The following is a 26,881-nucleotide window of genomic DNA, read 5'->3' as shown; positions in this document are numbered from 1 at the left end:
ATCTTTGTCTGAAATAAGAAATTAAGACCCTGAGGCTCCTGACCTTGTGGTCCGTCGAGTGAGTCCGTCAGCTAACAGACCCTGCGAAAGGGGTCAGGTTCACTATCGCGCCCCCAAGCGTCAAAATTCAGCCATATGGCACAAGGCCCGTTATTTACTGATTTCAAACGAATTCAGCCGTGCGACTATGCTGAACACAGTGACTGTGGTGTGCAGTGTTTGCTTTCCCGTCCATGTGCCGTAGAGAATACGGCCAGGTGATGCTCACCCTCCTGATGCAACTGCGACTGCATCGCTCTAATGGAAAATAGAATGATCCCAAGACAAGTGATTAACGCCTCGGTCAGCCCCAAAGGCAGCCTCGAAACCCTTTCTCAACGCGAAGTGCAGCAGCTCAGCGCTGCCGGTTCAGGCAGTACCTACACGCTTTTCCGCCAGTGCGCCCTGGCCATTCTCAATACCGGCGCCCATGTCGATAACGCCAAGACCATTCTTGAAGCCTACGAGAACTTCGAGGTCCGCATTCATCAGCAGGATCGCGGAGTTCGCCTGGAATTGCTCAATGCACCCGCCGACGCCTTCGTTGATGGTGAAATGATCGCCAGCACTCGCGAAATGCTGTTCAGCGCCCTGCGCGATATCGTCTACACCGAGAGCGAACTGGACAGCCAGCGCATCGACCTGAGCGACTCTCAGGGCATTACCGACTACGTGTTCCACCTGCTGCGCAACGCCCGTACCCTGCGCGCCGGTGTAGAGCCGAAGATGGTGGTCTGCTGGGGCGGCCACTCGATCAACACCGAAGAATACAAATACACCAAGAAAGTCGGCCACGAACTGGGCCTGCGCAGCCTGGACATCTGCACCGGTTGCGGCCCTGGCGTCATGAAAGGCCCAATGAAAGGCGCCACCATTGCCCACGCCAAACAGCGGATCAATGGCGGCCGTTACCTGGGCCTGACCGAACCGGGCATCATCGCTGCCGAAGCGCCGAACCCCATCGTCAACGAACTGGTGATCCTGCCGGATATCGAAAAACGCCTGGAAGCCTTCGTGCGTGTCGGCCACGGCATCATCATCTTCCCCGGCGGCGCTGGCACGGCTGAAGAGTTCCTGTACCTGCTGGGCATCCTGATGCATCCGGACAACAAGGATGTGCCGTTCCCGGTGATTCTGACCGGCCCGAAAAATACCGAGCCTTACCTGCAACAACTGCACGCCTTCGTCGGCGCGACGCTGGGTGAAGCCGCGCAGAAGCATTACCAGATCATCGTCGATAACCCTGCGGAAGTTGCACGGGTGATGACCCGCAGCCTGAAGGAAGTCAAACAGTTCCGCCGCGAGCGCAACGATGCCTTCCACTTCAACTGGCTGCTCAAGATTGAAGAAAGCTTCCAGCACCCCTTCGATCCGACCCACGAAAACATGGCGAAACTGCAACTGAACCATGACGTGCCGCCTCATGAACTGGCCGCCAATCTGCGTCGTGCGTTCTCTGGCATCGTGGCAGGGAACGTGAAGGACAAGGGCATTCGCCTGATCGAAGAGCACGGTCCTTATCAGATCCATGGCGACCCGGCGATCATGAAGCCGCTGGACAAGCTGCTTCAGGCGTTCGTCGAACAACATCGCATGAAACTGCCCGGCGGCGCAGCCTATGTACCGTGCTATCAGGTAGTGACGTAAACACAAACGCAAGAGGCTGACTTCAAAAAAACGGTGGCCAGACTCACAATCCGTGGGAGGGGCCTTGGCCGCGACAGCCAGTTGAAGGCGCTGAAAATGTGTTGCCTGTCAGTTAGTCGTCGCGGCCAAGGCCCCTCCCACTTGCGCCCCGTTTTTTTTAACGCTGAATACGAAACTGCCTGGGCGACAGCCCCGTCGCACGCTTGAAGAAACGCGAGAAATAAGCAGGCTCTGAAAACCCCAGGCTGTCGGACACCTGATTGATGGTCATGGTGGTGTAAACCAGATTGCGCCTGGCTTCCAGCAACAGTCGCTGGTTGATGATCTGCAAGGCCGACTGGTCGCACAGACGGCGACACAATGCGTTGAGATGTGCGGCGCTGATGCCCATTTTCTGCGCATGTCGCTCAATCGACCAATGCTCGCGAAAACTCGATTCCAGTTGATGCATGAATGCCTGCAAATGCTCGCGCCCGCGATCCGGCACCTGAACTTCCTGACGCGAGTGCTCATTGTTGCGCCGACTGAGCCAGACCATCAGCACATTGATCAATGACTGCAACATCAGGTCACGCCCAGGTCGACGCTGTCGGTACTCCGCTGCAATCGCGCTGAACAGCGTATCCACGTAATGACTGTCGTCACCCAGCGAATAGCACCGCGCCGCACTCAGGACCGAGCCGTCCAGAGCCGTCTCCAGTTGCTCCACCAAAGGCCTGGCCAGGCTGAGAATGTGCCCTTGAATGTCTTCACAGAACCTGAAGGTATGCACACTCAACGCCGGGACCACCTGCAACGAAGGTGTATCGACATGCTGGACCGAGTCTTCGACCTTCAACATCGCCAGCCCCGATTGCACATACAGCAACTGCACCAGATCGCTGTGCCGATGGGGCTTGATCTCCCATTCATGGATCTTGCTGCGCTCGGGGATCGACTCGCAGTGAATCAGATCAGGCGTCGGCCAGGCAGCCGTCTCGCCATAGAGCTTGAATACCGGAATCGCAACGAGCGCTGTTCTGGGCATGACCGGCTCCGAAGGGTAATCCTTGAAAAGTCCAGATAATGCGCTGGATATTGCCTTCTTATGCCATCGGCATCCATTAAAAATACAGGAGACAAAAACAAAGACATCTCACCGACCATCGGTTGGCAGGGATCACATGGCAGGAAAACAATAATGAAGACCCAAGTCGCAATCATCGGTTCAGGCCCGTCCGGGCTGCTGCTGGGCCAACTGCTGCAACGTGCCGGTATCGATAACGTCATCATCGAACGCAAGAATCCCGACTACATCCTTTCCCGTATCCGCGCCGGCGTGCTTGAACAAGGCATGATCGATCTGCTGCGCGAAGCCGGTGCCAGTGAACGCATGGATGCCCAAGGACTGATTCATGATGGCTTTGAACTGGCTTTTGACGGGCGCTGCGAGCGTATAGACCTGAAAACCCTGACCGATGGCAAGACCGTCATGGTCTACGGCCAGACCGAAGTCACCCGCGACCTGATGCAGGCCCGCTCGGCAGCAGGCGCCATGACCCTTTATGACGCCGAGGATGTGCAACCCCACGACCTGAAAACCGATCGCCCTTACGTGACCTTCAACCACAACGGCAAAACGCAGCGCCTGGACTGCGACTACATTGCCGGTTGCGACGGCTTTCACGGCGTTTCGCGGCAATCCATTCCCGCAGACAGCCTGAAAGTTTTCGAGCGCGTTTACCCTTTTGGCTGGCTCGGCGTACTGGCCGACACGCCGCCGGTCAACGAAGAACTGGTGTACGCCAGCCATCCACGCGGCTTTGCCCTGTGCAGCATGCGCTCGACCACTCGCACCCGTTACTACGTGCAGGTCAGCGCGGATGAGAAAGTCGAAGACTGGTCGGATGAGCGCTTCTGGGAAGAGTTGAAAACCCGCCTCCCCGAACATCTGGCTGAGAGGTTGGTCACCGGCCCCTCCATCGAGAAAAGCATCGCGCCGCTGCGCAGCTTTGTCGTGGAACCCATGCAATACGGTCGTCTTTTCCTGCTCGGCGACGCCGCACATATTGTCCCGCCCACCGGCGCCAAGGGTCTGAACCTGGCTGCCAGCGATGTCAGCACGCTGTACCGGATATTGCTCAAGGTCTACAAGGAAGGCCGGACGGACTTGCTGGAGAAGTATTCGCAGATCTGCCTGCGCCGGATCTGGAAGGCCGAACGTTTTTCCTGGTGGATGACCTCGATCCTGCACAGCTTTCCAGACACCGATGATTTCAGCCAGCGGCTCCAGCAGACCGAACTGGATTACTACGTGGGCTCGGAATCAGGCCGCAAGACCATTGCCGAGAATTATGTGGGGCTGCCTTACGAAGCGATTGAATAATGATCGCGTAGGAGCGAATTCATTCGCGATAATCGGTACATCCAATAAATTTTTATCGTTTTCAATGTGGCTTCGCGAATGAATTCGCTCCTACCTTGTGCAATCTCACAACAACCACCCCGCATGGCAGTGCAAATCGCCAAAGAGTTTTTGTTCCCGGCCCCCTAAGATCGGGATCAGTTGCACGCAGTATAAAAACAACAAGCTCCGAGGATTCACCGCCATGTCCAACCCATCGATTCGGGATGCTGGCGACGTCGAAGGCAATCATGTCTACCGTCGCATCACTCTGCGCCTCATACCCTTTATCTTTATCTGCTACCTGTTCAACTACCTGGATCGGGTCAACGTCGGCTTTGCCAAGCTGCAGATGCTCGATGCCCTGAACTTCAGCGAAACCGTCTACGGCCTGGGAGCCGGGATCTTCTTCATTGGCTACGTACTGTGTGGCCTGCCCAGCAACCTGGCGCTCAATCGTTTCGGACCCCGGCGCTGGATCGGCCTGATGATGATCACCTGGGGCACGTTCTCCACCTGCCTGCTGTTCGTCACCACTCCGGTGGAGTTTTATGTACTGCGCTTCGTGACCGGCATGGCCGAAGCCGGCTTCTTCCCCGGCATCGTACTCTACCTCTCGCGCTGGTACCCGAACCAGCGGCGTGGTCGGATCATGGCACTGTTCATGTCCGCCATTCCGGTATCCGGCCTGCTGGGCGGCCCGTTCTCCGGCTGGATTCTCAACCACTTCGCCGCTGGCCAGGGCGGCATGGCGGGCTGGCAGTGGATGTTCCTGATTCAGGGCCTGCCGACTGTCGTGCTGGGCCTGCTGGCGTTCCTGCTGCTGTGCGACAAGGTCGAAGATGCAGGCTGGCTGACACCCGAGCAGCGTCAGCGGGTCAAGGCCGACATCACCGCCGATGAACTCAGCCGCCCGGTGATCAGTGAAAAAGCCTCCCCTCTTTCGGTACTGACCATGCCGTTCATCTGGGTGCTGGGCTTCATCTACTTCTGCATCCAGAGCGGCGTGTACGCGATCAACTTCTGGCTGCCGTCGATCATCAAGAACCTGGGCTTCAGCGACGCACTGGTGATCGGCTGGATCAGCGCCGTGCCTTATCTCATGGCGGGCGTATTCATGATTCTGGTAGGCCGCTCGGCGGATCTGCGCAATGAGCGACGCTGGCACCTGGTCGTGCCGATGCTGATGGGCGCTCTGGGCCTGATCATCGCCGCCAACTTCGCCACCGTGCCGGTCATCGCGATTCTTGGCCTGACCATCGCCACCATGGGCGCCCTCACCGGCCTGCCGATGTTCTGGCCACTGCCCACCGCCCTGCTCAACGCCAGCGTCGCCGTGGCCGGGCTGGCACTGATCAACTCCATCGGCCAGATGGCGGGCTTCCTCAGCCCGTATCTGGTGGGCTGGATCAAGGACCAGACCGGCTCCACCACCATGGCGCTGTACTCCCTGGCCGGCCTGACCATCGTCGGCAGCCTGGTGGCCTTGCGGATCAGCCGCCAGTCAGCGCCCAAGGCGGCCGCTGCTGCGTAATCCTTGCCTGCAACACCAAAAGCCAGACCTCGTGTCTGGCTTTTTTATTTTTCAGGCCTGATCAACCCAAAAACTAATGGCTATGTAGAATCAAACGGTTTCGTCCGGTGTGCTTATCTCATGTTCTGGAGAGCTTGAATGGATGTGTCTCGTTATATTCTGTTGTTGGCCTTGATGGAAAAAGTCAGCACCGGCAAGGATGTGGCGTATCTGGTCCAGGATGACAAGATCATTGCCAAGGGGGTTAAAGGCGACAAGGGATATGAAGAGCCGATTGTGAACATGCTGCACAATCATTCGTCTCCCGAAGGCACAATCTTCGCCACTTATGCACCAACGGATATGTGCCAGGGGCTAGCCTGGCAAAAGAGCTTACAAAAGATCATCTACGCCGAAAACTTTGCTCCAAAAAGTATTTCACTGATAGACGACGTTATTCACGATCCAGTTGACCTGGAGATCGGAAGTTCATTTGAAATAGTCCCTCCCGGCGGAGAGGCGAGGCTGAATACATATCCAACGACCCAATTGTTATTCAATAACTGGGATGCCTTATTTAATCAGTCAGCCCCTCAGATAGAACTCAGCGACGCTGCCGAAGACATCTACTCCAGCAATCAGGGCATCGGAACTTATGACAAACGTGTGAGCAAGGGAACTGAAACCAGTATGCTCACACGCATATCCACCAGCATCCCAGTACAGACAGGAAAGGTCGATACAGATCCGGAAAGGAAGGACCGGATATGGATGAAAATTGCCTATGCCCTGGCCGCAGCAGCACTGCCTGATCAAAGGAAAAAGCAAAAAAACAAGAAAAAGCCCTCTTTCTTACCCCACGGCCATAACGTTGCCGCCATCATGGTCAGTAGCACAGACCTCATTCTTGGCTGGGGCGTCAATATCAAAGACCTGAATGGCTGCATCCATGCTGAAACATCAATGATTCTGGCCTATCTGGCCCAAAAAAATGTCAGCAAATTGCCCGAGGGGGTACGTATTTACTCGACACTAGCACCATGCCATATGTGCGCAGGGCTGATTACCACACTCGGCGTGAATGTACCGGTTGTTGTAGGCCATATGGACCCACGCATTAAAGACAGCACGCTCGACAAGAAAAAGAATGGCTCCATACAGCGCATGACCACCATGATGCCTATCACCCAGAAACCTATCGTCAATATTAGCGACTTGAAGCCAGGCCATATTCGCTCAGAGCAGGCTGCATGGATGCAGAGGTTTTATACCAATACAGGCAAGTTCCCCACAGCTGCGGACTGGATTGCTTCAGAACATACAAAGGCAGAAGTAGAAAAAAATAAAGATTTAGAAGAAAAAGAAAAAAAACCTATCGGTGTCACCACATTCCTGAGGACAGACCCTCCCACACAACTCTTCAGCTACAACCTCACCAGCCTCAAAGAGCTCCTGGATGTAGGAGACCCCGGCGAGAACGAAATCCTGAAGCGCGGCATTGCCCTGATCGAAAAAATCAAAACAAGCGGCCTGATTCGCTAGGTCTATCCAGCAGGCGATTGCCCAATCGCCTGCTGTTCCATCTGCTTCCCCTCCCCCTCGTCGCCCCCCTTTTTGAAAAAACCAATCAAAAATCCTTGCCGCAAATGATCGATTCAATCATTATCAAGCCACTAACAATAAAACGAGAATATGGCCATGCAATTTCGCGGCATCATTCCAGCTCTGGTCACGCCCTTCACCGATGATCAGCAACTCGATGAGCAAGCCCTTCGCGGCCTGATCGAAAACCTTCTGCAAGCCGGTGTACACGGGCTTTTCGTGCTGGGCACCAACGGCGAGTTCTTTACCCTCTCCGAATCCGAAAAACTGAAAATCGCCCGCATCACTGTCGAAGCGGCGGCCGGACGTGTGCCTGTAGTGGTCGGTACCGGTGCCTTTGCCACTCATGAAGTGATCGAACTGAACAAAAAAATGATCGATGTGGGCGCAGATGCCCTGTCGATCATCACGCCCTACTTCAATGCCATCAGCCAGTCCGAACTCATCAAGCACTACACCGCGATTGCCGATGCGTCCGAACTGCCGCTGATGATGTACAACATTCCGGCCAAGACCGGCATGTCCATCGGCATCGGTGCCGTGGCAACCCTCAGCCAGCACCCGAAAATCAAAGGCATCAAGGACAGCGCCGGCAACTTCGACGCGCTGGTGCAGATGATGAAATACCGCAGCGACGACTTCGCCGTGTTCGCCGGCACTGACTCGTTGATCTACTGGAACCTGCTGGCCGGTGGCGATGGCGCTATCGCAGCCACCGCCAATGCGGTGCCGGATGTGGTCATGTCGATCTGGAACAACTTCCAGTCGGGTAATCACGAAGCCGCCCGCGCTGCCCAGGAAGCTCTTCGTCCACTGCGCGATGCCTTTGCGCTGGGCACCATGCCTGTGGTGCTGAAAACCGCGACCCGATTGCTCAACGTCCCCGTCGGCCCGTGCCGTGCGCCGGTCCAGCCGCTTGATGCCGCCGCACTGGAAAAACTCCAAGGCCTGCTGGCCGTCTACCGCTAAGCCGGAGGTAATCCCATGTCCGCCACTTATCACTTCCAGACCGTGAAGCATGTGGTTCACGGCCCCGGTAGCCTCGATCTGCTCACTGAAAAGCTGCCGCTGCTCGACGTCCCGGTCAAAACCGTGGTGCTGGTCACCCAGAATGCCATGCACAACCTGGGCGTGACTCAGCGCGTCACCGAGCAACTCAAGGCCCGCAACATCGCCGTGCATATGCTCGATAACGTCGAGATCGAACCGACTCTGGAAAACATCGAGCGCGTATTTCGGGAAGACGTTGCACCACACGCCCCCGACGCACTGATCGCCATTGGTGGTGGCAGCGTGCTGGATGCGGCCAAGCTGTTCGCCGTGATGCTGACCAACGACACACCGCTCAAGGACCTGCTGGGCATCGACAAGGTCACGCACCCCGGCAAACCCATGGTGCTGGTGCCGACCACGTCGGGCACAGGCTCGGAAGTCACGCCCAATGCCATCGTTACCTTGCCCGATGAAGAATTGAAGATCGGCGTAGTGAGCCGCCATCTGCTGCCGACGCTGGTGGTGCTCGACCCGCTCTTGACCCTGAGCCTGCCACGCCCGATCACCGCTGCCACCGGGATGGATGCCTTTACCCACTCGCTGGAATCCTTCATTTCCACCAAGGCCAACCCCATCAGCGATGCCTTTGCGCTGGAGTCCATGCGACTGATTGCGGGCAGCATTGTCGAGTCCTATCAGCAACCGGAATCGATACGGGCACGCGGCGATATGCTGCTGGGCTCGATGTATGGCGGCCTGGCCCTGACCGCAGCCGGAACCGCAGCGGTGCATGCACTGGCTTATCCACTGGGCGGCAAGTTCCACGTCACCCATGGCGTGGCCAACGCCATGCTGCTGCCCCATGTCATGGCCTTCAACCTGGACAGTTGCGCCGAACGCCTCAAGCGCGCCGCGCTGACATGCGGTCTGGCCAGCCATGACGACAGCAACGAAGCCGCAGCCCACAAGCTGATCGAGCAGATCCGCCAATGGACTCTGGTGCTGAACATTCCCCAGAACCTGCGTGATTTCGGCGTGGCCGAAGAGCATCTGCCGGACATGGCAGTAGCGGCCTCCAAAGTCACCCGCCTGATGACCAACAATCCCAAGCCTTTGAGCCTGGAAGACATTCAGCAGTTGTACCGGTGCCTGCTGCCATGATTCGCGCCGACTTTCCCGGCCTGCTGATACTCGCCGACGATCTGTCGGGAGCCGCCGACTGTGCAGCGGACTTTGCAGCCCGTATCGATACCCGCGTGGTGCTGAACCATGGCGGCGCACACGTGGCTGGCACGGGTGTCGTTGCAATCGACGTGGACTCCCGTCGCCTTGCCCCTCAGCAGGCCGCCGAACAGCACCATGCTGTACTGCGCCAACAGCATGCGACGGCGATGGCGCTGTACAAGAAAATCGACTCGACCCTGCGCGGCAATGTCGCCAGCGAAATCGACGCGCTGCAATCGGTGCGCGGCATGGCACTGGTGGCGCCAGCCTTCCCGGACATGAAACGCACCACCAGCCAGGGCGTGCAATTGATCGACGGTGTGCCGGTGGATCAAAGCGATGTGTGGCGCAATGAAAACCTGCAAGGCACCAGCAACCTGCTGGAACTTCTGCTCAAGCAAGGCTTGCGTACGCAATGGCTGGGCCTGGACGAAATACGCAACAGTGACACGCTGAAACAGGCTCTGCGCACAGCGCTGGAAAACGGCGTGCAGGCTCTGGTCTGCGATGCCGAGCTGGACAGCGACCTGCAAAAGCTGGCTGAAGCCTCGGCTGCGTGGCATCAAGAACTGTTCTGGGTCGGTTCGGCAGGCCTTGCCCGGCATCTGCCTGAGGCATTGGGTCTGCCAGCGGCCAGCCCCATCAAGGTTTCGCCCTGCTCTCCCGTGTTGACCGTGGTCGGCAGCATGTCCCGGCACTCCCAGTTACAGGCCGATACGCTGGCGCAATCCAGCCCGCAATACAGCCTGACAATTGCTCCGGGCACCTTGCTCGACAGCAACGCCCAGGCCGAACGCGATGCACTGCACCAACATTTGAAAGACCAGTTGAGCGCCGGACATGACGTGCTGGTACGGCTGGATCAGCAACAACGCAACCCGACACACGCTGCAGCCTTGAGCAACGCACTGGCCAAATGGCTGGCACCGGCCTTGCCCCATGCCGGTTCGCTGATCGCCACCGGTGGCGAAACCTCACGGGCGATTCTGGTCGAGGCCGGTATCGAGCAGATGCAGCTTCTGGGCGAACTGGCCACCGGCGTCGTGCTGTCCCGGGCCCGACTCGGCACTCGCACCCTCAACGTGGTGACCAAGGCTGGCGGCTTTGGCGAACCCGACACCTTTCTCGCGGCCTGGCGACAGCTGCACGAACCGGCTCCGACCGGCACACCTTTCAAAGAGGAAGCTCCCTATGTCTGAACGTCCTGTCATTGGTATCACCATGGGCGACGCCGCCGGGGTGGGACCTGAAATCATCATGAAAACCCTGACCCACGCCTCGGTGTACGAAACCTGCCGTCCGCTGGTGATCGGCGACGCCAGGCGCCTTGAAGACGCCAGCCGCATCGTCGGCAGCAATCTGCGCGTCAACAGTATCGCCAGCCCGGCGCAGGCCCGCTTTGTCCAGGGAGTGGTGGACTGCATCGATCTGGGCCTGATCCCCGACGACCTGCCTTACGGCAAGTTGTCGCCCATCGCCGGTGATGCCGCCTTTCGCTATATCGAACGCACCGTACAACTCACCGAAGCCGGTGAACTGGATGCGATCTGCACTGCACCGCTGAACAAGGAAGCGCTGCATGCAGGCGGGCATATATTCCCCGGCCACACAGAAATGCTCGCGCACCTGCTGGGCGTGGAAGAAGTGTCGATGATGCTGATGACCCCGATTCTGAGAGTCATCCACGTCACCACCCACATCGGCATCATCGACGCCATCGCCCGGATCGAACCGGGTCTGGTCAAGCGCACCATTGAGCGCGCCCGGGAAACCCTGGTGCGGGCCGGTATCGAAAACCCGCTGATCGCGGTGTGCGGTATCAACCCCCATGCCGGTGAAAACGGCCTGTTCGGTTACGGCGAAGAAGCCACCAAGATCCAGCCCGCCATCGACGAACTGCGCGCACGCGGCTGGCGTGTCGAAGGCCCGCTGCCGGCCGACACGCTGTTCTTCCGCGCCGGTCGCGGTGACTTCGATGCCGTGGTCGCCATGTATCACGATCAGGGCCATGGCCCGGTCAAGGTCATGGGCCTGGAAGCCGGAGTCAACGTCACCATCGGCCTGCCTGTGATCAGGACCTCGGTGGATCACGGCACCGCTTTCGACATCGCCGGTAAAGGCATTGCCGACGAACGCAGCCTGATCGAAGCCCTGCGCCAGGCAGTGGAACTGGCTACCCGTAAACGCGACACCCGCAATTCCATCGCCGTCTGAGCGCAAAAACCGGCAAAGACGTGCGGCACCCATAACGCGCCAAAAAAACAATAATGGAGCGATACCGATGGATACCTTCAACGCACAAGACACCTCGATCATCGTCGGCATGGTGATCGTCTACATCGCAATCACCACCTGGATGAGCATGCGCATGCGCAGCAAGACCAGCGAGCAATACATGGTCGCTGCCAGGACCATGCCTGCCATCATCGTCGGCATTCTGATGATGTCCGAATTCATCGGCGCCAAATCCACGGTCGGCACCGCACAGGCAGCCTTTGAAAGCGGCTTCGCTGCTTCATGGTCGGTAATTGCCGCCGCCATCGGCTTCCCGCTGTTCGGACTGTTGATGGCCCGCAAGCTTTACAGCTCCGGGGAGTTCACCATCTCCGGCTTCATCGCCAAGAAATACGGCACGTCCACCAAGCTCGCGGTGTCGATCATCATGATCTACGCGCTGCTACTGGTGAACGTCGGCAACTATGTCAGCGGTGCCGCCGCCATCGCCACAGTACTCAAGATCAACCTCACTACTGCGGCTTTCATCACCGCAATCATCAGTACCCTCTACTACGTGTTCGGCGGCCTGAAGAGTGTGGCCTACATGAGCATCCTGCACACCGCAGTGAAATATATCGGGGTGTTGATCGTACTGGGCGTAGCCTTGCAAATGACCGGTGGTTTCACGCCAGTGATCCAGAACATGCCGGAGCACTACTTCACCTGGGACGGCACCATCGGCGGCTCGAAAATCATGGCGTGGATCATCGGCACCGTTGGTGCGATCTTCTCCACCCAGTTCATCATTCAGGCGATTTCCTCTACCCAGAGCCCGGATGCGGCCCGTCGTTCGACCTTCTATGCATCGCTGCTGTGCATCCCGATTGCGCTGGCGCTGGGCTTTATCGGGGTCGCTTCCAAATACCTGCACCCGGACATGAGCAGCCTCTACGCCCTGCCGGTATTCCTGCAATCCATGAGCCCGGTCATGGCGGGTGTCGTGACCATCTCCCTGGTGGCCTCGATCTTCGTCAGCGTCAGCACCGTGGCCCTGGCCATCGCTTCGCTGGTGGTGCGCGACTTCTACGTGCCGTGGCGTAAACCTTCGGTGGATCAGGAATTCAAGACCACACGCCTGATCGCTCTGGTGATCGGCTTCGTGCCCCTGTTCTTCGTGTTCTTCGTACCGGAAATCCTTAACCTGTCGTTCTTCACCCGCGCCCTGCGCCTGTCGATTGCCGTGGTTGCCATGGTCGCCATCTACCTGCCGTTCTTCGGCTCGGGCCGTGGTGCCACGCTGGGCCTGATCGCTTCGGCCATCACCACCAGCGCCTGGTATCTGTTGAACAACCCATATGGCATCGACAACATGTACATCGCTCTGGTGACACCGGCCATCGTGATTGCCATCGAACACCTGCTGCCCAAATCCGCCCAGGCCAAACGCCAAGACGCCGAGGTTCCCAATGCCAACCAATGACATTCGCCAGGACGCCTTCCTGCCAACGCCCTACGCCCAGAACCATGCCGCCAACCTGCATGAACTGGCCGACGGTACGCTGCTCTGTACCTGGTTTGCCGGCACTCAGGAAGGCATGGCCGACATCTTCGTCCTGCTGTCGCGCCGCGACCCGCAAACCGGTGTATGGAGCGAACCGCAAAAGCTGTCCGAGGACTCGACCCGCTCCGAGCAGAACCCGATCCTGTTCCAGGCGCCCAACGGGCCACTCTGGCTGATCTGGACCGCACAGGTTTCCGGCAATCAGGAGACGGCGATCATCCGCCGTCGCCTGTCGCTGGACCAGGGCAAGACCTGGGGTGCCATCGAAACCCTGTTCGACGAAGCCGGCACTTTCGTGCGCCAGCCGCCAGCCGTGCTGGACAACGGCGACTGGGTCCTGCCGGTCTGGTACTGCATCACGGGGCCGGGTGAAAAGTGGGTCGGCAATCATGACGTCAGCGCCGTGATGATCTCCAGCGACAAAGGCGTCAGTTGGTCACGCCATGACGTCCCGGACAGCACCGGCAGCGTACACATGAACGTCCACCAGTTACCGGACGGCACTTTGCTCGGGCTGTTTCGCAGCCGCTGGGCGGACTTCATCTACAGCAGCCGCTCGAACGACCGTGGCCGCACCTGGAGCGCGCCGGTCCCGACCGAACTGCCTAACAATAACTCGTCGATCCAGTTCGTCAGGCTGGCCACCGATGAGCTGGCGCTGGTCTACAACCCGGTCAGTGCCGAAGGTCACAGCCAGCGCCGCGCTTCGCTGTACGACGAGATCGAGGACGAAGGCGACGATCGGGTAACGCCAGGTGCCCGCAGCGATGGCAAGGCAGCCATCTGGGGCATTCCGCGTGCGCCGATGAGCCTGGCCGTCTCCCGCGATGGCGGTCATAGCTGGCCGACTCGTCTGGATATCGAACTGGGTGACGGCTTCTGCCTGACCAACAACTCGCAGGAAAAACTCAATCGCGAGTTCTCCTACCCCAGCATCATCCAGGCCGCCGATGGTAGCCTGCATGTCGCGTTCACTTACTTCCGGCAGAAGATCAAGCACGTGCATCTGCCGCTCAATGCGATTCGCTGAAAGTCCTGCGCCGGCCTGCGAGCCGGCGCACCTTCGGAAGCCCTGAATATGCCCGACCCGATAGAATCCGTACTTGTGACCGGTGCCAGCTCCGGCATCGGTCAGGCCATCGTCGTGCGCCTGCTTGAGCAGGGTTTGCACGTCACCGGCCTGAGCCGTCGTGCGCCAGACCTGCAACACCCGAACTTCACCTGGATCGAATGCGACCTCAATGACTTCAACGCCCTGGACCGGGCGCTGCAACAAACTCCGCAGATCGATGCACTGGTGCATGCCGCAGGCTTCATGCGCACCGCACCGCTTGGGCAACTCAACGATACCGACGGCCAGGCCATGTGGCATCTGCATGTGGCCGCCGCCAGCCATATGGTCAATGCGCTTTACCCGCGACTCAAACCCGGTGCCCGTCTGGTAATGATCGGCAGCCGCACCATGCAGGGCGCCGCCGGGCGCAGCCAGTACGCCGCGACCAAGGCTGCGCTGCAAGGCATGGTCCGCTCATGGGCCATTGAGCTGGCCCCAAGGGGAATCACCGTCAATCTCATTGCCCCCGGTGCTACCGAAACCCCGATGCTGCTGGACCCGGCTCGCAGCGCAACGCCACCCAACAAGCCGCCGCTGGGGCGTTTTGTGCAGCCCCACGAGATTGCCGGGCTGACCGCCTTTCTGCTCGGCCCGGACGCAGGCGCCATCACCGGTCAAAGCCTGGTGGTATGCGGCGGTGCGTCGTTGTAAGGTTGCACCTCGTTTTCCTGCGTTAGAAGAGCTTGAATGAAAGTCGCCAATCGTCGCCAATCGATACTCGAACTGGTTCTCTCCGGAAAATCCAACGTCGATGAGCTGTGTGCCCAACTCGGCGTTTCGGAAGCCACCGTGCGGCGCGACCTGACAGCACTGGCCGAAGACGGCCTGATCATCCGCACCTACGGCGGTGCTGCGCACATTGGCCAGCGTGAACCGGAAACCACGATTGAAGAACGCAGCCGCCAGCACAGCCAGGAGAAGATGGACATCGCCCTGGCGGCGCTGGCGCACATCAACGATCACGACACGCTGTTCCTGGAAGGCGGCACCAGCACCAGCGCGCTGGCTCATGTGCTCAATCAGCGACGCGGCCTGCATGTCATCACCAATAACCTGACGGCATTGAGCGATCTGGCGCTGATTCCCGAAGGCCGGGTCACGGTGCTGGGCGGCACGTTGCGCCCGTCCAGCATGTCGACTTATGGCGTGGCCGCACAGGCCGCGCTGGAACACCTGAGCGCCGACAAGCTCTTTGTCAGCGCCGATGGTGTGGTGGCGGATCTGGGGTTGTGCGAAGCCAGCGCCGAGCAGGCCTATCTCAAGGAAAACATGCTGGCCCGCGCCGCACAGATCTTCGTGCTGGCCGACTCCACCAAGCTGGGCCGCGCCCGCCAGCAGCACTGGACACCGCTGCGCCAGCCCTGGACGCTGATTACCAACCCGGTGGACGATGAATCCCTGCTGGCACCGTTCAAGGCCCGCAAGTCGATTCAGGTGGAAATTGCGTACCCGCAAAAAGCCTGATCAGAGCTTACCGATACCACCGGGCTCGAAGACTGGCTCGCTTGCCGCCAGCCAGTTGACCAGCGGCTGCCCGAACTCCGGCTGACTGATCTCGAAACGATCCCCTCGCTGAGAGCGAATACCGTCGGCAAAGGACAGGGTCGCGGTGCCGAAGAAGTGGATATGCACATCTCCCGGACGCAAGAACTGGCTGTACTTGAAGTGGTGATATTCGAGGTTTTCCAGGCTGTGGCACATATTGGCCTCGCCACTGAGGAATTCCTTCTCCCAGACCACCTCTCCGTTGCGCAAGATACGGCTGGTGCCCGCCAGATGTTGAGGCAGATCACCCACCCGCAATTCAGGGCCGAATGAGCAGGCCCGCAGCTTGGAGTGAGCCAGATACAGATAATTGCGACGCTCCATCACATGGTCGGAAAATTCGTTGCCAATGGCAAAGCCCAGCCGATAGGGCTTGCGGTCGTGGCCTATCACATACAGGCCGCTCAACTCCGGCTCCTCGCCACCATCTTCGGCAAACGGCGGCAGCGTAAAGGCGGCTCCCGGACGCACCACAATGCTGCCATCTCCCTTGTAGAACCATTCCGGCTGCACACCCGCCTGACCGGCCTGCGGCTTGCCACCTTCGACACCCCATTTGAAGATGCGCATGGTGTCGGTCATCGATGTTTCATCACCGGCCTGCTGATGCATCTTGTCCCGCGCCGAGGCGCTGCCCAGATGGGTCAGGCCAGTGCCGCTGACCAGCAGGTGCGCAGGGTCTGGATGATCCAGCGGCGGCAAGACCCGAACCTCGCGCAGCAACTGCGCATAATCATGGTCAGTGCCAAGCCCTTGCTGATCCACCTGCCGCGCCAGGCTGGAACCCGCTTCGATAGCCTTCAAGGCCAGCTCGCGAACGCTGTCGGCACCCAGCACTTCACGTACCCGGTCACCGTCCACCAGGCCGACCCGACGCTGCCCATGACTCAACTCGAACTGTATAAGCCGCATGAAACCTCTCCTTTCAACGATGGGTTGAAGCGCTTGCCGAGAATTCGGACTCAGGCAGCACGTGCCTGCGCTCCAGTACGCGATAGACAATGCCGGTCAGCACCAGCCCGAACACCATGACTCCAGACAGGAAGTACAGGCCCGACGCCAGATTGCCGGTGATTTCCTTCAGTGCGCCGATCACGAACGGGCCGATGTAACCGCCCAGATTGCCCACCGAGTTGATCAGCGCGATACCGGCCGCCGCACTGGCACCGGCAAAGAACCGGCCCGGCAAGGTCCAGAACACGGCCGTGCAGGAAAACAGCGAGAACGCCACCAGACACAACGCTGCCAGTTGCGCTGCCGGCAAGGTCAGCCAGGCACTGCTGAACAGGCCGATGGCACCCAGCACATAAAGCACGGCCAGGTGTCCGTAGCGGTCGTTGAGGCGGTCGGAACTGCGCGGCACGATCAGCAGGCCGATGATTCCGAAGATGTAAGGCACCGAGGAAACGAAACCGGTGGTCAGGTCACTGCCGCCGAACTGCTTGATCAGGGTCGGCAACCACAGACCAAGGCCATAGATGCTCAGGGTCACCGGCAGATAGAACAGCGCCAGCAGCAACACCCGCTTGTCCTTGAGAGCATGCAGCGGGTTGCCATGTCGAGTCTGGCCATAGGTGTCCAGATCGTTTTTCAACTCACCGTTCAGCCAGTCTTTCTCGGCCTGATTCATCCATGAAACCTGTTGCGGACCATCCGGCAGCCAGCGCAGCACCGGCCAGGTCAACAGGATCGCTGGCGTACCAATGACGATGAACAGCCACTGCCAGCCATGCAGCCCGAGAATGCCGTCCATGCCCAGCAAGCCGCCGGACACAGGTCCGGTGACCATCATGGCGATGGGTTGCGAGAGGATGAAGAACCCGAGGATCTTGCCGCGATGGCGCACCGGGAACCATTGAGTGATGTAGTAGAGCACCCCGGGAAAGAAGCCCGCTTCCGCCGCGCCCAGCAAAAAGCGCATCACATAGAAACTGTAAGGCCCCTGCACGAATGCCATGCCGATGGTGATCGCGCCCCAGGTGATCATGATCCGGGCGAACCAGCGGCGCGCACCGAAACGCTCCAGCATCAGATTGCTGGGGATCTCGAACAGAAAGTAGCCGATGAAAAACAGCCCGGCCCCCAATCCGTAGGCCGCATCGCCGATGCCGATGTCCGCCCCCATGTGCAGCTTGGCGAAGCCCACGGCCGAGCGGTCCACGTAGGCAATCAGGTACAGCAGGATCAGGAAGGGAATCAACTTCAGGGTGATGCGACGTATAAGCCTGAGTTCCTGGCTCATGAAGGCGGTCTCCATTTTGTTTTTGTTATGGAACCTCGATTACCGACCAACTATATAGTATTACTATTTAGACTTGCAACTCTTCCAATGATGGATATTTAGGCTTACCTTAGCCGAAAGCAACGCAATTAAGTCTTACAATAAGAGAGCCAAGCATGTCTGATTCCGATAAAAAACCGACCCTGCGTTCTGCCCAATGGTTTGGCACCGCCGACAAGAACGGCTTCATGTACCGCAGCTGGATGAAGAACCAGGGCATTGCCGATCACCAGTTTCAGGGCAAACCCATCATCGGTATCTGCAACACCTGGTCGGAACTGACGCCCTGCAACGCCCACTTCCGCACGATTGCCGAGCACGTCAAACGCGGCGTGATCGAAGCCGGTGGCTGGCCGGTGGAATTCCCGGTGTTCTCCAACGGCGAATCCAACCTGCGCCCCACCGCGATGTTTACCCGCAACCTGGCCAGCATGGATGTCGAAGAAGCGATTCGCGGCAACCCCATCGATGGCGTCGTGCTGCTGACCGGCTGCGACAAGACCACCCCGGCCCTGCTGATGGGTGCTGCCAGTTGCGACGTGCCGGCCATCGTCGTCACCGGCGGGCCGATGCTCAACGGCAAACATCAGGGCAAGGACATCGGTGCCGGGACCATCGTCTGGCAGATGCATGAATCCTATAAGGCCGGGCAGATCGGTCTGGACGAATTCCTCTCCGCCGAAGCCGGCATGTCCCGTTCGGCAGGCACCTGCAACACCATGGGCACGGCCTCGACCATGGCTTGCATGGCCGAAGCGCTGGGCACTTCCCTGCCCCACAACGCCGCCATTCCGGCCGTGGACTCACGCCGTTACGTGCTGGCGCATATGTCCGGCATGCGCGCCGTGGACATGGTTCGCGAAGACCTGCGCCTGTCGAAGATCCTCACTAAAGCGGCGTTCGAGAACGCGATCCGGGTCAATGCCGCCATTGGCGGCTCGACCAACGCCGTCATCCACCTCAAAGCCATCGCCGGTCGCATCGGTGTGGACCTGGAACTCGATGACTGGACCCGCATCGGTCGCGGCATGCCGACCATCGTCGACCTTCAGCCGTCCGGGCGCTTTCTGATGGAAGAGTTCTACTATTCGGGCGGCCTGCCCGCCGTATTGCGGCGCATGAACGAAGCCAGCCTGCTGCCCAACCCCGATGCATTGACCGTCAATGGCAAGAGCATCGGCGAAAACACCCGCAATGCGCCGATCTATGGCGAAGACCAAGTCATCCGCGCACTGGATAACCCTATTCGCGCCGATGGCGGCATCTGCGTCCTGCGCGGCAACCTCGCGCCGCTGGGTGCGGTGCTCAAGCCTTCGGCGGCCACGCCTGCGCTGATGCAGCATCGTGGCCGGGCCGTGGTGTTCGAGAATTTCGAGATGTACAAGTCGCGCATCAACGATCTGGATCTGGACATTGATGCCAGCTCGGTGATGGTCCTCAAGAACTGCGGCCCCAAGGGTTATCCGGGCATGGCAGAAGTGGGCAACATGGGCTTGCCAGCCAAACTGCTGGCCCAGGGCGTGACAGACATGGTGCGGATTTCCGATGCACGCATGAGCGGCACTGCCTACGGCACGGTGGTGTTGCATGTGGCACCGGAAGCGGCAGCAGGCGGACCGTTGGCGGTGGTGCAGGAAGGCGACTGGATCGAACTCGACTGTGCCAACGGGCGACTGCATCTGGATATTCCGGATGCAGAACTGCAAGCACGACTGGCCGACTGGCAGGCACCTCAGCAACTGCTGGCTGGCGGCTATCGCCAACTCTATGTCGACCGGGTAATGCAGGCCGATCAGGGTTGCGATTTTGATTTTCTGGTCGGTTGCCGAGGTGCCGAAGTGCCCCGTCACTCACATTAAGTGACGATAATGGCGGGAAGCCATAGGTACGGCTCCCGCCCTCGATGTTGTGCAATGTTATGATGCGCGGCATCACTGCCAGGATCGATTTGCGCTCCCATGGATTACCGAAAGCCCTCCGACCGTAAAAGCATGCACTCGCGTATTGTCCAGGAACTGGGCATGCAGATCGTTTCCGGCCGTTTCAAACCTGATGACAAGCTGCCTGCCGAAGCCCTGCTCTGCGAGGAGTACGCCGTCAGCCGTCCGGTGTTGCGTGAAGCCACACGGGTATTGGTCGCCAAAGGGCTGGTGTATTCACGCCCGCGGGTCGGGACGGTGGTCAAGGCACGTCGCGAATGGCACCTGCTCGACCCGGATGTGTTGCATTGGGTCATGCAGAGTTCACCGCAGAACGAGTTCTTCAATCTGCTGACCAACGTACGGGCAGTGATCGAACCCGCAGTGGCAGCTTTGGCTGCGCAACATGCCACCGATGAGGAAATTGCTTCCATCGGCGAAGCCTACCAGCGCATGGAAGATGCCCCGACGCCTGAAGCCTTGCTGCAGCCGGACCTGGACTTCCACAGCCGTATCGCCGACGCAACCCACAACGACCTGCTGGCCCATCTATGCAACATGCTGTCACTGGCGTTGCGTGAAGCGCTCAAGCATTCCAACCAGCGGCCCAACCTGCATGAACTGGCGCTGCCGCGGCACAAGGCGATTCTCACCGCCATCCAGAACCGCGACGCCCTCGGCGCCCGGCATGCAACGCTGGTGCAACTGGATGATGCGAGGAATGCATTGAGTGTGGTGTTGGGGGTTCGCGAATAGATTCAATCGTTGTATTCAATGCCCTGTCGCGGCCAAGGCCCCTCCCACAAGAGCCTTGGCCACGACAGTCAATCAATGGGAAAACAGCGAATTCCCCACCTTCCCGGCCATTTTCTCCGGCTTGATCAGGAACCGTGCCAGCGCTGGCAGCAGCCATAGTGCGCCGAACATGTTCCACAGCAGCATGAAGGTCAGCATCAGGCCCATGTCCGCCTGGAACTTGATCGCCGAGAAGATCCAGGTGCAGACCCCAATCGCCAGGCACAGGCCTGTGAACAGCACGGCCTTGCCTGTGGACTTGAGGGTTTCGTAATAGGCTTCCTGCAATGGCAAGCCTGCACGCAGGAAACTCTCCAGGCGGCTGTAGATGTAAATGCCGTAATCGACACCGATCCCCACACCCAGCGCCACCACCGGCAAGGTCGCGACCTTCACGCCGATCCCCATGAACGCCATCAGCGCATTACCCAGCACCGAGGTCAGTACCAGTGGCAGGACGATACACAGTGTCGCCGCCCAGGAACGGAAGGTGATCATGCACATGGCCGCAACACAGATATAAACCAGGATCAGGATGATCAGCTCGGACTGCTTGATCACTTCGTTGGTCGCCGCCTCGATCCCGGCATTACCGGCTGCCAGCAGGAATTGCAGGTCCGGCGTGTTGTTCTCCTTGGCAAAGTCCTGCACCGCATGCACGGCGCGGTCCAGGGTTTCGGCCTTGTGATCGTTGAGGAACACCAGCAGCGGTGCCAGGGAGCAATCGTTGTTATACAGGCCGTCGGCGCGGGCGATGGAGCTGTTGAGCACATCCTTGTTGCGCGACAGGGATTCCCATTTCAGGTTGCCCTCGTTCATGCCCTTGATGACCTGCTTGGAAACGGTCACCAGCGAAATGGCCGACTGCACGCCCTGCGTATTCTCCATCTTCCAGGCCAGCTCGTTGATGGCCGACATGGTCGGATAAGCCGAGCAGCCCTCACGCGGAGTCTTGACCATCACCACCAGCACGTCCGAACTGGTGGAGTAGTGGCTGATGATGAAATTGTTGTCCTGGTTGTAGCGCGAGTCGGGACGCAATTCGGGAGCACCCTGATCGAGGTCGCCGATCTTCAGGTTCTGGCTGTACCAGAGGCCACCACCAAAGGCCAGCAGCGCCAGAACCACAGAAACCGGTGCCACTTTAGGGCTGGCGAAGTTCGACAGCAGACGCCAGAACGGATGCTCGGACACCGCATCCTGTTTGCTGCGCACCACCGCTCTCTTGCTGATGCCGACATAGGAAATCGCCACCGGCAACAGAATCAGGTTGGTGAACACGATCACCGCCACACCGATGGAAGCGCCGATGGCCAGTTCGCGGATCACTCCGATATCGATGATCAGCAGGGTAATGAAGCCCACCGCATCGGCCAGAATCGCAATCATCCCCGGCAGGAACAACTGGCGGAAAGTCCGGCGCGCAGCGGTCAGGGCATTCTCTGCATCGCTGGATTGCAGCGCGATACCGTTGATCTTCTGCACGCCATGGGAAATGCCGATGGCGAAGATCAGGAACGGCACCAGCATCGAATACGGATCGATACCAAAGCCCACCACATGCATCAAGCCGAGCTGCCAGATCACGGCAATCAGCGTGGTGCTCAATACCGCGATGGTGCTGCGGATGCAGCGGGTGAACCAGATCAGCAAGACCAGGGTAATGACAAAGGCGACGCCGAAGAACATCACCACCATGAACAGGCCGTCGATCAGGTCACCGACCTTCTTGGCGAAGCCGACGATGTGAATCTTGATGTTCGGGTTCTGCGCCTGATATTTGTCGCGGATCTTTTCTTCGAGCTGATGGGAGAACTGCTGGTAATCCAGAGCGAGCAACTTGCCCTGATCCGCCGGGTCCGGGTAGGACTCCATCAACGGCACATCGATAATGCTGGACTTGAAGTCGTTGGCCACCAGCCGCCCTACCTGCCCGGACTTGAGCACGTTGTTGCGCAACTGATCGAGGCTCTTGTCCGAGCCGTCATAGCTCTGGGGGATGACTTCGCCACCGGCAAAGCCCTCTTCGGTCACTTCGGTCCAACGAACGCTGGGGCTCCACAGCGACTTGAGGCCCGAGCGGTCCACACCGGAGATGTAGAACACCTCGTCGTTGATCTCGCGCAGGGTTTCCATGTAGCCCTTGGAGAAGATGTCGCCATCCAGTGCTTCGACGGAAATGCGCACGGTATTGCCCAGGTTTGCCAGGTCATTGCGGTGCGCCATCATGTTCTGGATGAAAGGATGATCCAGCGGGATCATCTTCTCGAAACTGGTGGAGGGTCTGACCTGGAGAGCCTGCCAGAACAGAAAGATGCTGGTCAGCAGACACAGCAGGATCACCGTCGGGCGATTGTTGAAGATCAGGCGTTCAAGGAACGTCGCCTTGTCGCCTTTGTGCTGCTGTTCGTGATGAAGGTTGGTCATGCCTGAATGTCCCCGCCCTGAAGGTTCTTATTGTTGGGTCGTCTCGGCACCCGTAGGCGAGGCGACGCGCACGCCTCCCTGCCCTACCAGAATCAGATTGCCTCGGTCATTGCTGGTCACCCCCGCCAGTGAAATACGGTCGGGGCGATTGAAGATCTGAAACGTCTGGCCATCATCGGTACTGCGCATGACACTGCCGCCATTGCCCACCAGAACCAGCGAACCGTCGGCCAGCAGAGAAGCATTGGCCAGGCCAAACTCCAGCGGCCCACGAGCTGCATTCAAGGAGATGGTTTCCCAGGTGTCGCCAAAATCGGTGGAGCGAAACAGATTGCCGCGCAGGCCATAGGCCAATAGCGTCGAGGGCTGAGCGGTGCCGATCACACCGAACAGCGAGCCTTGATAAGGCCCTTCGAGTTTTTCCCAGCTCTGGCCGTCATCACCGGAGCGGAACATGCTGCCCGCCTCGCCGACGATGAACAGGCCCGCATCCTTGACCTGAGCAATACCGTTGAGGTGGAACTGGTCTTCGTTATCGAGCCGATCGCTGACATCTTCCCAGTGCTTGCCGCCATCGGTGGTGGTCAACAATGCGCCATAGGCCCCCACTGCAAAACCGTGGTCCAGGTCCTTGAACCAGACATCCAGCAGAGGTGCCTCACGCTTGAGGTCCTCGAACTGCTTGCTCCAGGTCTTGCCACCATCGCTGCTGGCAAGCACCTGAGCATCATGGCCGACAGCCCAGCCGTGCTGTTCATCGACGAAGTACACCGCCGTCAGCAATTGGCGGGTCGGCACTTTGGCCTGGACCCAGCTCTTGCCCTGATCGTCGGAATAGAGAATATGGCCGTGATCGCCAACCACCACCAGCCGCGCCCCGGCGTGGGCCACATCCAGCAAGAGACCGCGTGCGGCCTTGGCGGACTCGATGGAATAGACAGCGTCTGCGGAGGGTTTTGCAGGATCGGAAGCGGCTTGTGAAACAGTCGCCGATGCCAGAAGCGCAATGCAAAGCGCCAGGGACATGCCCGCGGATGATCGGGTGCGCCGGATGAAGGGCTCACTCATGGACTTCTCCCGTTATTGTTATCAGGTGTTTTCTGTGGGCCAGAACGCTCTAGCCTTACCCTTTTGGAAGCAGTCACATCCTAGTCGGCTTTTCAAATCCGTGACAATCGGCAAGTCGTTATGTTTTGTTAAGAGCCGGTGGGGCATCAATCAATCACGACATGAGGCAAGAACCGGCTGCTGTCCTTGGTGATCAGGCTCTCGTCTTCGCGAATGCCGATTCCCGATGCCAGGTCGCCGATCACCCAGGAGCCGATCAGGGTGTAGCTCTCGTCGAATTTCGGCAGTGGCGAATAGGCTTGCAGGATATAGGGCGCATCGGTGTACGGCCCATCGACGGCAATGACCTGATCGCCCGGCGTGCGCATCTCGATATTGGCCCCCTCGCGGGAAAAATACGGTTTGCGCACCCAGCCTTTAGGGACAGGCTTTTCGGGATTGCGGTCGATATGGGCAGGCAGCAGATTCGGATGGCCTTCGTTGAACTGCCAGAGCAAAGGCAATATGCCCTTGTTGCTCAGGATCGATTTCCAGGCAGGCTCGACGAACTGGGTACCGCTGGCCGCCACATGCTGGCCGAACGGCTCGTGGAAGATATGCTCCCAGGCATGCAGCTTGAACAGCCGCTCGATCCAGCGCCCTTCCATGTCCACAAAACGACCATCGGCCGTGAGCCCGATATCTTCGATATCGATATGCCGCGCATCGATACCGACATGGGCCGCCATGCGGCGCAGAAAATCCGTGGTGCCCCGATCCTCGACCGAGCCGGACATCGACGAAAAGTAGAACGGGCTGGTGCGCGGAAACTCGGCAAAGGCCCGTACAACATCCTCCGCAATGGAGTTGAACTGAGTGGCATGAGCGGGCAGCACGCCCCGCTCCATCTGCTCTTCGAGCCAGAGCAACTGAAATGCGCCGGCTTCCATCAGGCTGGTGGGCGTATCGGCATTGATTTCATACATCTTCGCCGGGCCGGTGCCGTCGTAGGCAAAGTCGAAACGCCCGTACAGATGCGGATGACCTTGCTTCCATGAGCTGCGGATCAGGTCGAAGAACGCTTCGGGAATCGCCAGTTGCCCCAGCAGTTCTTCGCTGTCCACGATCCGCGACACAGCATCCAGGCACATCTGGTGAAGCTCCTGGGTCGGCGCTTCAAGATCGCGGGTGATCTGCTGCTCGGTGAATAGGTAATACCCGCGCTCATCCCAATAGCGTTCGCCATCGATAGTGTGAAAGTTGAACCCCTCACGCTCTGCGGTGCTTCGCCAGTCCGGGCGTTCCTGGACGCTGATCTTTTTCATCGGGGCAATCCCTTAACCGCCAAAACTGAAACTGCTGCTCTTGCTGGCGCCAGTGCTGCTCTTGCTGCCCCAACCACTGCGCGCCGTAGCCTCACTGCCAAAACCGCCACGGGAGATAGTCGAGGATACCGAGGACTTTGAGATGGTCGAAGAGACCGTGGATCTTGGAGTGCTCTCCAGGCTTCGTCCCAGCGTACTGCGGCTGTAAGTCCTTGCCGGGCTGGTGCGGGCCTGAGTCGAGCCGCCAAAGGTCTTGCCCCGATCGATCTGCGCAGGCAAGGACGACATGTAGAAACTGCCACGGTCGTCACGCGCCTGATACACGGGCTGCGAATAGTAGCGGTTACTGCCAAAACCGCTGCTGAGCAGGTTACCGATCAGCAAGCCTGTGAGCAGACCTTCGCTGCCACCGGGGTTGGCCTGGGCGACTTCCTGATGCACCCTGGCGAGGGTGTCTTTCGGCACATTTCCGGAGAATGCCAGCTCGAACCCGCCCATCTTGGGCATGTATTTGCCTTCGGACGTTATCTGGCAATAATCCGGAATGAAGTCAGTTTCACAGGAAGCCTTGTCATCATAAACCGGAGCAATGCTGCGGTGATCCGACAAGGCCTGCATGTAGGCGTCGGAACACACATCCACAGGCACCTTGGAATCGACACAGGCCTGGACAGAGCTGAAATTGGTCTGCGCGGTAAATTCCGGTACGTCTTCAGCCTGGCTGCACGCCGACATGGCGAGAGGAAGCGTACTGGCGAGCACAAGTTTTGTGGTACTGCGTCTCATCGTGAGTCTCCTTGACCGTAGCCGCTGTCAGACCGAAGGGGTCATGCAGGCCGCGTTGAGCAGACCGACGCTGATCGCGACACTGGCCGAGTAGATCGCCGCCGCCGTCTCGCCTCTGGCAATACGCGCCGAAAGGCCCTTGAGTACCAGACTGGTAACCCCGAACGCCAGCAGTTGCACCACCGCCGCAATCACCACCCAGACGATCACGTCCAGAATGCCGACGCTGTAGGTGATGATATTGCTGGCCGGCAGCGCAAAACCGATCAGCGAGCCGCCCAGCGCAAGGGCTGCCGCGACATTGTTCTCGCGGATCAGGGCAAATTCCTTGTGCGGCGTGACGCGGCTGTAGATGAACTGGAACAGGGCGAACAGAATCGCCGCCACCACGATGTACATGATGAAACCAAACACGGCTGTGGCGTTGAGCGACATACGCAGCGCGTCGATCATGAGGATTTCC

General features: G+C 59.1%; 22 protein-coding genes. 14 read left to right on the top strand and 8 right to left on the bottom strand.

Going from position 1 to position 26,881, the window contains the following annotated elements; translation table 11 throughout:
* The first annotated feature begins 312 nt into the window (after nucleotides 1–312).
* Nucleotides 313–1,686 (top strand): nucleotide 5'-monophosphate nucleosidase PpnN, encoded by a 1,374-nt coding sequence (gene ppnN / locus JL015_RS10295; RefSeq protein ID WP_201004766.1) that lies wholly within the window; start codon nucleotides 313–315, stop codon nucleotides 1,684–1,686.
* 157 nt (nucleotides 1,687–1,843) lie between these two features.
* Here ppnN and JL015_RS10290 read toward each other — a convergent pair whose 3' ends face one another.
* Nucleotides 1,844–2,713, bottom strand: a complete 870-nt coding sequence (locus JL015_RS10290; protein WP_201018406.1) for a helix-turn-helix domain-containing protein — start codon at nucleotides 2,711–2,713, stop codon at nucleotides 1,844–1,846.
* Nucleotides 2,714–2,866: 153 nt separating this feature from the next.
* On the opposite strand from JL015_RS10290, the gene pobA reads away from it, so the two are divergent.
* The 11 genes from pobA (at nucleotide 2,867) to JL015_RS10235 (ending at nucleotide 15,757) form a co-directional block, all read left to right on the top strand.
* Nucleotides 2,867–4,051 (top strand): 4-hydroxybenzoate 3-monooxygenase, encoded by a 1,185-nt coding sequence (gene pobA, locus JL015_RS10285; RefSeq protein ID WP_201018405.1) that lies wholly within the window; start codon nucleotides 2,867–2,869, stop codon nucleotides 4,049–4,051.
* Nucleotides 4,052–4,274: 223 nt separating this feature from the next.
* Complete coding sequence (locus JL015_RS10280; RefSeq protein ID WP_201018404.1) at nucleotides 4,275–5,603, top strand: MFS transporter; 1,329 nt, start codon at nucleotides 4,275–4,277, stop codon at nucleotides 5,601–5,603.
* Between the two features lie 138 nt (nucleotides 5,604–5,741).
* Entirely contained in the window at nucleotides 5,742–7,124 is a 1,383-nt protein-coding gene (locus tag JL015_RS10275) for a Bd3614 family nucleic acid deaminase (RefSeq protein ID WP_201018403.1), read from the top strand.
* A 156-nt stretch (nucleotides 7,125–7,280) separates the two neighbouring features.
* A complete protein-coding gene (dapA, locus tag JL015_RS10270; protein ID WP_201018402.1) occupies nucleotides 7,281–8,153 on the top strand; it encodes a 4-hydroxy-tetrahydrodipicolinate synthase in 873 nt (290 codons plus the stop codon).
* A 15-nt stretch (nucleotides 8,154–8,168) separates the two neighbouring features.
* A complete protein-coding gene (locus tag JL015_RS10265; RefSeq protein WP_201018401.1) occupies nucleotides 8,169–9,338 on the top strand; it encodes an iron-containing alcohol dehydrogenase in 1,170 nt (389 codons plus the stop codon).
* Nucleotides 9,335–10,600, top strand: coding sequence for a four-carbon acid sugar kinase family protein (locus tag JL015_RS10260; protein ID WP_201018400.1), 1,266 nt, complete (start codon nucleotides 9,335–9,337; stop codon nucleotides 10,598–10,600). The genes JL015_RS10265 and JL015_RS10260 overlap by 4 nt, the downstream gene beginning before the upstream one ends.
* Complete coding sequence (gene pdxA / locus JL015_RS10255; protein ID WP_201018399.1) at nucleotides 10,593–11,615, top strand: 4-hydroxythreonine-4-phosphate dehydrogenase PdxA; 1,023 nt, start codon at nucleotides 10,593–10,595, stop codon at nucleotides 11,613–11,615. The genes JL015_RS10260 and pdxA overlap by 8 nt, the downstream gene beginning before the upstream one ends.
* 67 nt (nucleotides 11,616–11,682) lie before the next feature.
* Entirely contained in the window at nucleotides 11,683–13,098 is a 1,416-nt protein-coding gene (locus tag JL015_RS10250) for a sodium:solute symporter family protein (RefSeq protein WP_201018398.1), read from the top strand.
* Complete coding sequence (locus JL015_RS10245) at nucleotides 13,085–14,209, top strand: sialidase family protein (protein ID WP_201018397.1); 1,125 nt, start codon at nucleotides 13,085–13,087, stop codon at nucleotides 14,207–14,209. Before JL015_RS10250 ends, JL015_RS10245 begins: the two co-directional genes overlap by 14 nt.
* A 48-nt stretch (nucleotides 14,210–14,257) precedes the next feature.
* Nucleotides 14,258–14,944: an SDR family NAD(P)-dependent oxidoreductase gene (locus JL015_RS10240; protein WP_201018396.1), complete on the top strand. Its 687-nt coding sequence runs from the start codon at nucleotides 14,258–14,260 to the stop codon at nucleotides 14,942–14,944.
* Nucleotides 14,945–14,980: 36 nt separating this feature from the next.
* A complete protein-coding gene (locus JL015_RS10235) occupies nucleotides 14,981–15,757 on the top strand; it encodes a DeoR/GlpR family DNA-binding transcription regulator (protein ID WP_201018395.1) in 777 nt (258 codons plus the stop codon).
* On the opposite strand, the gene araD1 is transcribed toward JL015_RS10235, so the two are convergent.
* Together araD1 and JL015_RS10225 are read right to left on the bottom strand one after the other, a co-directional pair.
* A complete protein-coding gene (araD1, locus tag JL015_RS10230) occupies nucleotides 15,758–16,750 on the bottom strand; it encodes an AraD1 family protein (RefSeq protein WP_201018394.1) in 993 nt (330 codons plus the stop codon).
* Nucleotides 16,751–16,763: 13 nt separating this feature from the next.
* A complete protein-coding gene (locus tag JL015_RS10225; protein ID WP_201018393.1) occupies nucleotides 16,764–18,080 on the bottom strand; it encodes an MFS transporter in 1,317 nt (438 codons plus the stop codon).
* Nucleotides 18,081–18,235: 155 nt separating this feature from the next.
* Between JL015_RS10225 and JL015_RS10220 the strand changes: the two genes are divergently transcribed.
* Nucleotides 18,236–19,978 carry an IlvD/Edd family dehydratase gene (locus JL015_RS10220; RefSeq protein ID WP_095066838.1) on the top strand — a complete coding sequence of 581 codons (1,743 nt, stop codon included), beginning with the start codon at nucleotides 18,236–18,238 and terminating at the stop codon, nucleotides 19,976–19,978.
* Between the two features lie 99 nt (nucleotides 19,979–20,077).
* A complete protein-coding gene (locus tag JL015_RS10215; protein ID WP_201018392.1) occupies nucleotides 20,078–20,794 on the top strand; it encodes a FadR/GntR family transcriptional regulator in 717 nt (238 codons plus the stop codon).
* 72 nt (nucleotides 20,795–20,866) lie between these two features.
* On the opposite strand, the gene JL015_RS10210 is transcribed toward JL015_RS10215, so the two are convergent.
* The 5 genes from JL015_RS10210 to JL015_RS10190 all read right to left on the bottom strand — a co-directional run bounded on the left by JL015_RS10210 (nucleotide 20,867) and on the right by JL015_RS10190 (nucleotide 26,871).
* Nucleotides 20,867–23,260 (bottom strand): efflux RND transporter permease subunit, encoded by a 2,394-nt coding sequence (locus JL015_RS10210; protein ID WP_201018391.1) that lies wholly within the window; start codon nucleotides 23,258–23,260, stop codon nucleotides 20,867–20,869.
* A gap of 27 nt (nucleotides 23,261–23,287) precedes the next feature.
* The gene (locus JL015_RS10205) at nucleotides 23,288–24,328 is read right to left on the bottom strand and encodes a WD40/YVTN/BNR-like repeat-containing protein (protein ID WP_236250197.1); all 1,041 of its coding nucleotides are present in this window, start codon (nucleotides 24,326–24,328) and stop codon (nucleotides 23,288–23,290) included.
* A gap of 146 nt (nucleotides 24,329–24,474) precedes the next feature.
* Complete coding sequence (locus tag JL015_RS10200; RefSeq protein ID WP_201018390.1) at nucleotides 24,475–25,632, bottom strand: glutathionylspermidine synthase family protein; 1,158 nt, start codon at nucleotides 25,630–25,632, stop codon at nucleotides 24,475–24,477.
* 12 nt (nucleotides 25,633–25,644) lie between these two features.
* On the bottom strand, nucleotides 25,645–26,418 hold the full coding sequence (locus JL015_RS10195) for a DUF1190 domain-containing protein (protein ID WP_201004793.1): 774 nt from the start codon (nucleotides 26,416–26,418) through the stop codon (nucleotides 25,645–25,647).
* Between the two features lie 27 nt (nucleotides 26,419–26,445).
* Nucleotides 26,446–26,871 carry a DUF350 domain-containing protein gene (locus JL015_RS10190; protein WP_201004794.1) on the bottom strand — a complete coding sequence of 142 codons (426 nt, stop codon included), beginning with the start codon at nucleotides 26,869–26,871 and terminating at the stop codon, nucleotides 26,446–26,448.
* Nucleotides 26,872–26,881: the final 10 nt, after the last annotated feature.

The sequence above is a fragment of the Pseudomonas cichorii genome, from assembly GCF_015471405.1.
Taxonomy (GTDB): Bacteria; Pseudomonadota; Gammaproteobacteria; order Pseudomonadales; family Pseudomonadaceae; genus Aquipseudomonas; species Aquipseudomonas serbiensis.
Note: the sequence above shows the minus strand (reverse complement) of the source record. Positions and strands in the feature narration are given on the sequence as shown.